At 69.7% G+C, this 7,872-nt stretch carries 6 protein-coding genes; 1 reads left to right on the plus strand and 5 read right to left on the minus strand.

What is annotated here, in order from left to right; genetic code table 11:
* Positions 1 to 24 precede the first annotated feature (24 nt).
* The 3 genes from DW298_RS03565 to purM are packed head-to-tail and all read right to left on the minus strand — an operon-like array spanning position 25 to position 3,944.
* Complete coding sequence (locus DW298_RS03565; protein ID WP_205820244.1) at positions 25 to 1,350, minus strand: MFS transporter; 1,326 nt, start codon at positions 1,348 to 1,350, stop codon at positions 25 to 27.
* Positions 1,350 to 2,822 (minus strand): amidophosphoribosyltransferase, encoded by a 1,473-nt coding sequence (purF, locus tag DW298_RS03570; protein WP_136041112.1) that lies wholly within the window; start codon positions 2,820 to 2,822, stop codon positions 1,350 to 1,352. The genes DW298_RS03565 and purF overlap by 1 nt, the downstream gene beginning before the upstream one ends.
* A 6-nt stretch (positions 2,823 to 2,828) precedes the next feature.
* Positions 2,829 to 3,944 carry a phosphoribosylformylglycinamidine cyclo-ligase gene (gene purM / locus DW298_RS03575; protein WP_136041113.1) on the minus strand — a complete coding sequence of 372 codons (1,116 nt, stop codon included), beginning with the start codon at positions 3,942 to 3,944 and terminating at the stop codon, positions 2,829 to 2,831.
* Between the two features lie 86 nt (positions 3,945 to 4,030).
* On the opposite strand from purM, the gene DW298_RS03580 reads away from it, so the two are divergent.
* Positions 4,031 to 4,636, plus strand: coding sequence for a zinc-binding alcohol dehydrogenase (locus DW298_RS03580; RefSeq protein WP_136041114.1), 606 nt, complete (start codon positions 4,031 to 4,033; stop codon positions 4,634 to 4,636).
* Positions 4,637 to 4,767: 131 nt separating this feature from the next.
* Here DW298_RS03580 and DW298_RS03585 read toward each other — a convergent pair whose 3' ends face one another.
* Positions 4,768 to 5,079 carry a potassium transporter Trk gene (locus DW298_RS03585; protein WP_136041115.1) on the minus strand — a complete coding sequence of 104 codons (312 nt, stop codon included), beginning with the start codon at positions 5,077 to 5,079 and terminating at the stop codon, positions 4,768 to 4,770.
* A gap of 154 nt (positions 5,080 to 5,233) precedes the next feature.
* Positions 5,234 to 7,872 (minus strand): HtaA domain-containing protein (locus tag DW298_RS03590; RefSeq protein ID WP_205820246.1); only part of this gene is annotated, 2,639 nt, incomplete at its 5' end.

The raw sequence follows: 7,872 nt of genomic DNA on the forward strand, positions 1-7,872 counted from the left end.
GCTTCGGCGGTGTGTGAGTCACCCTCACCAGCGTCCGTGCCGGCGCTCCCACTCGTCTTCGACCGTGCGGCGACGCCCTGCGACGATGCCCGCGGGGATCGCGACGATCAGCACCCCCGCGATCACGAGCAGCGGGATCTGCCAGCCATGGGTCGTCTCGTGGAGCAGCCCGACCAGCAGCGGGAAGGTCGCCGCGATCGCATAGCCGATGCTCTGCACGAAACCGCTCAGCGCCACAGCGCTCTCCGGGGTGCGAGCACGGATGCTCAGAAGCACGAGACTCAACGGGAACATGATGGCCGTGAGCCCGAAGATGCTCACCCACAGCGGCAGCGCGACGGTCGGGAACAGCAGGAGCCCGGCGAGCCCGACCAGACCGCCGATGACGGCAACAAAGAACAGCGGCCGCGTGGCCTGGAAGCGGACGACGAGGATCGGCACGAGCAGCGAGCAGGGCAGGCCGATCAGCGCGAACAGCGAGAGCAGGAAGCCCGCCGTCGCCGGGGTCACGCCGCCGATGTCGACCAGCATCGTCGGCATCCAGGCGAACGAGACGTAGGCCATGGTCGACGAGGTGCCGAAGACGACGGCGAGCGCCCACGCGAGAGGCAGCCGCCACAGGCGGGCGAAGTGCCCCCGTTTCGCCGGAGCGGTGGAGATCGGTCCGGTCGCGGCGGCCACGGCATCCTGCACGTCGTTCACGCCGTCGGTGGGGTCGGGAACCAGGAGCTCCGTCTTCATCGGGGCGTCCGCGCGCGAGCCGCCCTTCACCAGCAGAGCCACCCACGGCACGAGCGCGATCCCGGCGACGATGCCCCACATACCGAGCGACACCCGCCAGCCGAGCGAGTCAGCCACCGGCACCGCCACCAGCGGGGGCAAGAACGTCGACACCGCCAACGTGGTCGAGTAGATCGTCATCACGATCCCGAGCCGATCCGGGAAGTACTTCTTCACCAGCGGAGGCAGCAGCACGTTGCCGGAGCCGACCCCCGCAAACACCACGACGGTCGCCGCGAGCAGGGTCGTCGAGTCCACCGCGAACCCGCGCAGCAGCATGCCCAGCGCCATCAGGGCGATCACGGCGACCGCCATCCGCTCCAGCCCGAATCGACGCTCGAACAGCGGGGTGAGCAGACCGAAGATCGCGAAGCACACCGGCGGCGCAGCGCCGATCAGCCCGACGATGACCGGCGAGACCGGGAAGTCCGCGGCGACATGGTCGATGACCGGCGACAGGGAGGCGACCGCGGAGCGCAGCGAGAACGCCACCAGGACGATCCCCACGAGTGCGAGAGCCCGACCCTGCCACAGCGGTCGGCCCTTCGACGAGCTCAGGGACCCGGACATCAAGAGGTCTGTGACCCCTCCACCCAGGCGAGGTACTCATCCGAGACCGTGCCGGTCACATACCGGCCGTCGAAGCAACTCATGTCGAGATCGGTGAGGACCGACCCCTCGATGATCGCGGCCTTGAGGTCTTCGACCTCCTGGTACACGAGGTGATCGCAGCCGAGCTCGGCGGCGATCTCGGGGATCGTGCGCCCATGGGCGATGAGCTCGTGGCGCGACGGCATGTTGATTCCGTAGACATGCGGATGCCGCACGGGAGGCGCCGCAGAGGCGAAGGTCACCGAGGCGGCGCCGGCGTCCCGCGCCATCTGGATGATCTCCTTCGAGGTCGTCCCGCGCACGATCGAGTCGTCGATCAGCAGCACGTTCTTGCCCTGGAACTCGGTCGACATGGCGTTGAGCTTCTGGCGCACGCTCTTCTTGCGCACCGCCTGCCCGGGCATGATGAAGGTGCGGCCGACGTAGCGGTTCTTGTAGAAGCCCTCGCGGTACTCGATGCCGAGCTTGCGGGCGACCTCCATGGCCGCGGGGCGCGAGGAGTCGGGGATCGGCATGACGACGTCGATCTTGTCCATCGGCACATGCTTGGCGATGGTGTCGGCGAGACGGTCGCCCATGCGCAGGCGCGACTCGTAGACGGAGATGCCGTTCATGACCGAGTCGGGGCGGGCGAGGTAGACGTACTCGAACGCGCAGGGCGCGAGCGTCGCGGCCGTGGCGCACTGCTTGGAGAACAGCTCGCCATCGTTGGTGATGAAGACGGCCTCACCGGGCTCGACCTCACGGACGACCTCGTAGTCGCCGTTCTCGAGCACGAGCGACTCGCTGGCGACGACCCACTCGTCCTTGCCCTCCGCACCGGGGACGGTCGACGGACGACGGCCCAGGATCAGCGGACGGATGCCGAAGGGATCGCGGAACGCGAGCAGACCGTAGCCGGCGATCACGGCGATCACGGCGTAGGCGCCCTCGATGCGCTCGTGCGTGCGAGCGACGGCCTCGAAGACCCGCTCGGGGTCGAGGTCGACGGTCGACGTCGTGTTCTGCAGCTCACCGGCGAGCACGTTGAGCAGCAGCTCGGTGTCGCTCGACGAGTTGAGGTGACGGCGGTCGCGCTTTGCCATGTCGGCCGTGAGCTCACGCGTGTTGGTGAGGTTGCCGTTGTGGATGAGGATGATGCCGTACGGCGCGTTCACGTAGAACGGCTGCATCTCCTCTTCGTTCGAGGCCGTGCCCTTGGTCGCGTAGCGCACGTGACCGAGGCCGACGTTGCCGAGCAGCGCGCGCATGTCACGGGTGCGGAACGCCTCGCGGACCATGCCCTGCGCCTTGGCGTTGTGCATCACGCCGTTCGCCTCGGCGGTGGCGATGCCCGTCGCATCCTGGCCGCGGTGCTGCAGCAGCAGGAGTGCGTCGTAGATGTCCTGATTGACCGGGGCAGAGCCCACCATTCCGACGATGCCGCACATGGGCTCTTACTTCGCTCCGTCCGCGTAGGCGCCGACCAGGCGCACTGCTCCACCGTCGACGCCCTTGGCGCCCTGTTCGAATTCGCCGGCCGGGCGCGGGCCGAAGCCGACGGTCCCGACCTGCCACGAGGGCATGCCCTCGGCGTTCAGCGCCGCGATCGCGGCATCCTTCTTGTCTGCGGCCACCACGGCGAGGAAGCCGATGCCGAGGTTCCAGGTGCCCTCCGCGGACTCCAGCGTGGAGCCGGCGATGTCGCTGAGCACGCGGAAGACGGGGCTCGGCGACCAGCTGCTGCGGTCGACCTCAGCCCAGCTGCCCTGCGGGAGCACGCGCGCGAGGTTCGCCGCGATGCCGCCCCCGGTGACGTGGCTGAGCGCGTGGACGCCGCCGCCGAGCTGCTCGATGAGACGCAGCAGCGGAAGGGTGTAGAGGCGGGTCGGCTCGAGGAGTGCCTCGCCCCAGGTGGTGCCGAAGTCGGCGGCGTTGTCGCCGTAGCCGATGCCGGCGCGGGTCACGATGTGGCGGACGAGCGAGTAGCCGTTGGAGTGCAGTCCGCTGGAGGCCACCGCGATCACGGCATCGCCGTCGCGCACGCGATCCGCGCCGAGGATGGCATCCGCCTCGACCACTCCGGTGGCTGCGCCCGCGACGTCGTAGTCGCGCGGGCCGAGGAGTCCGGGGTGCTCCGCGGTCTCGCCGCCGACCAGAGCGGTGCCCGTGGCCGAGCACGCCTCGGCGATGCCGCGGACGATGTCGGCGATGCGCTCGGGAACGACCTTGCCGCAGGCGATGTAGTCGGTCATGAAGAGGGGCTTCGCACCCACCACGACGATGTCGTCGACCACCATGCCGACCAGGTCCTGGCCGATCGTGTCGTGCTTGTCGATCGCCTGCGCGATCGCGACCTTCGTGCCGACGCCGTCGGTGCTGGTCGCGAGCAGCGGGCGACGGAAGTCTCGCAGCGCACTGGCATCGAACAGGCCGGCGAATCCGCCGACACCGCCGAGCACTTCGGGGCCGTGCGTCGCGCGCACGGAAGACTTCATCAGCTCGACGGCGAGATCACCTGCAGCGGTGTCGACGCCGGCTTCGGAATAGGGATTGGTGGGGGAGGCAGCCACCCCTCCAGCCTACCGCCCGCAGCCGGTCCGACTCTCCGCGAAGTCGCACCTCGGATCCGGACCCCCTCCCCGCCTACGATGGGGCCATGGCCGACAAGCCGCAGTGGCTCATCCGCGAAGACGCGAGCGTACCGGTCCTCGTCGCGCTCGCGCTGCGTCAGCGACTCGGGATCCGCGCACCGGAGGACCTTCCCGCCCTTCGCGACCTCGCCGTGCGGGCGCCGGATGCCACGGATGCCTCCTCGGCCGTCGAACAGCAGTGGCGCAACTACTGGGACATGACAGTCGAGCCGCGCGCACACCCCTCAGATGTGCCGCTCGAACTCATCGACGGGTTCGAGACCCTGGTGGCTCTGCCCGCCTCCGGCGCGGAGGAGCTCGCCGCCGCGATCGCCCCGCAGGCGACATCCGCTCTCCTCTACGCGCACGCCGCGCACGATCGGTACGTGAGCTCGATGAAGAGCCATACCGGCGGCGACGCCTACCGCGCCTACGCCAGCGCGATCGCGGAGTTCGAGCGCGAGGTCGGCCGTCGCGCGCACTCGTTCGAGCTGAACGTGCAGGTGCTGCCGTTCTCGCAGCGCGGCATCTGGTGGATCGGAGACCTCACGGTCGCCGTGACCGACGGGCTGCGCCGCGACGTCGTGGCGTTCGACACCGCCATCCGCCCGGTGATCGCCGAGCTCGCGTAGCGCTCCTCGCCCGGGCGCCGAGGGGGCGCCGAGTGCACGGGTTGCTCACGAGTGCACGGGAAACACGCGCGCGAAAGCCGTGCGCTCGGCAACAAGCCGTGCACTCGGCACGAGAGCAGGTGCGGAGGGGGTCAGTCCTCGACGACGGTCTCGCGGTCGACCTGCACGACGCGGTCGTGACGGCGGGCGATGCGCTCCATGACGAGCCCCGCGACGCCGCCCAGGGCGATGCCGATCGGCACCGTCCACAGCAGCAGGAAGCCGAAGACCTGGCCCGGCGGGTAGACGATGTCGAGAGCCTGCGACTCGTCGAAGCTGCCGGTCCAGGTGAGGATGCCGGCGGCGATGATGCCGAGCACCACGCCGATGCCCATGAGCACGCCGTACCGCGGCACACGGCGCACGGTCGCTTCGACGGTCTGGTGGGTATCGGTGGGGGCCATACCTCCATTGTCCCACCGTCGGCCGATGCCGGGAACCCGGGGTGGCGTCCGAGGCGACGAGCACTTGTCGGGAGAAAGTACGGATGCCGGAGCCATCACGGCGAGTGCTCCCTGCATCCGTACTTTCTCCCGACATCCGTACCGGGTTCTCGACTCAGACCTCGGTCGTCGTCTCCGCGGTCTCGCCCTTGCGGTTGCGCCGGGCGATGAGCACACCGCCGGTCGCGGCGAGGGCCACGACCACAAGGCCGCCGACGATCCACGGCCACACCGGGGCGCCGTCTTCGTCTGCCGGCTCGGTCACCGCGGTGACGGCGGTGGTGGCTTCGGAGTCGACCTCGGCCTCCTCCTCCATCGCGACGCCGCACTCCGCGTCGACCGGGATGATCGCGGTCACCGGGTCGAGCGCCTCGCCCGCGGCATAGGTGCCGAACGCGGCAGCCCCCGCCTCGGTGAGTGTCGTCGGGATCGCGTCGAGCGAGAGCTTCCCGTCGACGACCGCGGCATCACCGAGGGCGAACTCCGCGAGGCGGACGGCCTTCTGGTCGACGCTCTGGCCGTCCTGCGTGGTGCCGCTCACGTCGAAGACGAGGTAGCCCTTGTCGCCGGCGAGCTCGAGCCGGGCGTTCCCCAGCGTCGTGTTCAGTGCGCCGTCGTGGCCGGTGAACGTGATGCTGCCGCCGTAGGTGATGACACCGGCGAGGGTCTTGTCATCGAACGAGCCGGTGCCGCTCTCCCAGACGTAGTCCGGGTAGCGGTACTCGACATCGGTCAGCGTCCAGCCGCCCTTCGCGATGCCCTCGATGTAGGTGCGGAACGACTCCTTGTACCCCCACTGGAGCGTGGCGCCCTCGACCGTGCACGCGCCGATCACGGTCTTCGCGCGGGTGAGCGTGAACGACAGGCCGCGGTCGACCGAGCCCTGCAGGGTGAGCGTATGCGCGCCGTCTTCGAGGCTGGCGGGCAGCGTGCCCGACCAGGTCGCGACGCCCGCAGCATCCGCGGTCACGGTGTCGAGGAGCACGGGGGTCGAGTACACGACGACCTTGATGCCCTCTTCGTTCGGCTGGAAACCGGATGCGGTGATGGTGGCCGGCTGCCCGGATTCGAGCGCGGCGAGGTTCTCCGCGTCGACGTCGATGCCGTCCGATGCCGGCGGGGCCGCGGGCAGGGTCGTCTTCGCCTTCGCGGCGGCCGCAGCCACGGTGCCCGTGTTCCCCGCGGGCGCCGCCGCGACGGAGCCGATCGTGAAGGTGACCGGGTTGAGGTCGGTCGAGTACCCCGCCAGCACCCGATCGCGTCCGGCGGCCGTCAGCGACGCCGGCGCCGCGGTGTAGGTGACGGCACCGTTCGCCGAGATGCGCGCCGCCCGCGAGAGGTCGAGCGTCGCGAACGGCACCTGCGCACCTCCGCTGGTCACGGAAAGTGTCGCCGCTCCCGCCGAGGTGATGCGGATCTGCGGGTTCGACACGGTGACGTCGAGCACCCCGTGGTGGCCCGTGAAGCGCACCGATCCGCGGTAGACGACGCTGCCGAGCCCGGTCTTCACGTCGAAGTCGCCCCCGACGGTCTGACCGAACTGGAACTGGTTGCCCGAGCGCGTCGCACCGTCGGAGACCGCGATGGCCCCCTGGGCGATGCCACCGGTGACGTAGCGGGCGAAGTCCGAGGAGATCGCCCAGCGGAGCGATCCGCCGGGAACGCTCGCCGGCGGGGTCGTCGGCTTCGTCGGCGGCTTCGGGTCCGTGGGCTTCTCGCCGAACAGCGCGCGCCACTGAGCATCCGTGATCGTCACCGTCGAGCGCGCGTAGATCGTGTCGGCGGTGGGCATGGAGTGCTGCTTCCACACGATCACCTCGTACGACTTCGTGCGGTCGAGGTTCTTCGCCGCCGTCGTGAGATCGACCGTGAACGAGCCGAAGGTGATGTTCTGCACGTACTGCATCGCGAGGAAGCCGTCGGAGGCCGTGACATCCGCCTCCGTGCCCTTCTCGATCAGTGCGACGTATGCGCCCGGGATCGACCCGAGCTTCGTGGCCGCGGCCGTGACGGTCAGCCCGTCCTTCGCGGTCGCCGACTTCACGGTCGCGCCGAGAGCGGGGCCCTCCGGGAGGATCGCGTTCCACTGCTCGTCGCTGACCGGCACGGTCGCACGGGCGTAGATGGTGTCGGCGTTCGGCATCGTGTGCTGCTTCCACACGATCACCTCGTACGACTTCGTGCGGTCGAGCGTGTCGGCCGCAGCCGTGAGGTCGACGCTGAACGCGCCGCCGGTGATACCCCGCACGTACTGCATCGCGAGGAAGCCACCGCCGGCCGTCACATCCGCCTCGGTGCCCTTCTCGATCACCGCGACATACGCGCCGGCAATGTCGCCGAGCTTCGAGGCCGCCGCCGTGACCGTCAGGCCGTCCTTCGCCGTCGCCGTCTTCACCGTGGCGGTGAGGCCCGCGGCGTTGCCGTAGTTCAGTGCCACGCTCTGCTCCTGCGCGGCGTTGGTGACTCCGCCCGCGCCGTAGGTGTACACGCCGTAGGAGCCGGGGGTGGCGGCGGTGTCCTTCAGCGTCAGCGTCGCCTGGAACGTGCCGTCGGCCGCGATGTCGACCCACTGCGCGCGGATCGCACCCTGGTACTGCGACGGCACCTGGTTCAGCACACCTTCGGCGAGCGCCCATGCCTGCGCCGCGACCGAGCGGCTCGCGGATGAGGCGCCGGTCGACGGCTTCCAGTCCGCGGCGAAGTTGCCGAACACCACGTACGTGCCCTGCGGCAGATCCTTCGGGATCGGAACGC

This window comes from Microbacterium sp. A20 (assembly GCF_004794515.1).
GTDB lineage: Bacteria > Actinomycetota > Actinomycetes > Actinomycetales > Microbacteriaceae > Microbacterium.